General features: G+C 73.0%; 1 protein-coding gene. It reads left to right on the top strand.

Translation table 11 applies throughout. From position 1 onward, the window contains the following. Nucleotides 1-179: 179 nt before the first annotated feature. Nucleotides 180-1463 (top strand): chorismate-binding protein (locus ABZ749_RS35095; protein WP_357235699.1); only part of this gene is annotated, 1284 nt, incomplete at its 3' end.

Raw genomic sequence — 1463 nt, 5'->3', positions numbered from 1 at the left:
CCGGCCGACGGGCGCGTAGGGTGGATCACATGCTCGCGCAGTTGACCGTTTGGTGGCCCGCCGACCCGGCGGCCATCTCCCGCGCGTAGCTCCATCCACGCGGCCGCCATTGAGGCGGTCGCCGGATCTCCCGGCTTGAGGGCCGCCCGACGGCGGCACCCAGCCCGACGGAGACTCCGATGACCCACCTGACCGACCTGCTCGCCGCCGTCGCCAGCGGCGTCGACCCCGGCCCTTTCGCGCTTCTGCGCCGTGAGGGCGCGGACGACCTGGACCTGTTTGCCGGCCCGGTCGACACCGTCGAAGAGCTCACCGACCTCCCGCTGCCGGAGGGCCCGCCCGGGGCGCGGACGCTGGCCCTGGTGCCGTACCGGCAGATCGCCGAGCGCGGCTTCGCCTGCGTCGACGACGCCGCCCCGCTGGAGTTCCTCCGGGTCCGCGAGCATCAACGGATCACGCTGACCGACGCCCTCGCCGCGCTGCCCGATCAACCGGTGCGCACCACCGACGCGGGCTTCGACGTCAGCGACGACGAGTACGCGCGGACCGTGCAGCGGGTGCTGTCCGAGGAGATCGGCCGCGGTGAGGGCGCGAACTTCGTCATCCACCGCGCCCTGCACGCCACCGTGCAGGGCCCACCGCTGGCGGCCGCGCTGGCCGCGCTACGCCGGCTGCTGATTGCCGAGCGCGGCGCGTACTGGACGTTCGTGGTGCACACCGGCACCCGGACGCTGGTCGGCGCCAGCCCGGAGCGCCACGTCAGCGTCGACGACGGACTGGTGATGATGAACCCGATCAGCGGTACCTTCCGCTGCCCCGGTGGCGTCGCGGACCGGGCGGCGCTGCTGCGTTTCCTCGCCGATGAGAAGGAGATCGAAGAGCTGTACATGGTGCTCGACGAGGAGCTGAAGATGATGGCCACCGTCGCCGAGCAGGGTGGGCAGGTGATCGGACCGCAGCTGAAGGAGATGTCGCACCTGGCGCACACCGAGTACCTGCTCGCCGGGCGGGGCACCCGCGACGTGCGGGAGGTGCTGCGCGAGACGATGTTCGCCCCCACCGTCACCGGCAGCCCGATCGAGAACGCCTGCCGGGTGATCGCCCGGCACGAGCGCCGGGGCCGGGGCTACTACGGGGGCGTGCTGGCACTGCTCGGCCACGACGAGGCCGGTCGGCAGACGCTCGACGCCCCGATCCTGATCCGGACCGCCGAGATCTCCCCCACCGGCCGACTGCGGGTGCCGGTCGGCGCGACACTGGTCCGGCACTCGACGGCGGCCGGCGAGGTGGCCGAGACGCACGCCAAGGCCGCCGGGGTGCTGGCCGCGCTCGGCCTCGGGCCGGCGGCGTCCGTCGGCGACCGCGGGCCGGTCGCCCCGTCGCCGAAACCGGAGTTGTTGAACCGCTCGGTGAACACCAACTGGAAGCTCTGGTGGTTGTCGGGCACGAAGACCAGGATGGCC

The sequence above is a fragment of the Micromonospora sp. NPDC047753 genome, assembly GCF_040642735.1.
Classification (GTDB): domain Bacteria; phylum Actinomycetota; class Actinomycetes; order Mycobacteriales; family Micromonosporaceae; genus Micromonospora.
This window is presented reverse-complemented; position numbering and strand designations above follow the sequence as displayed.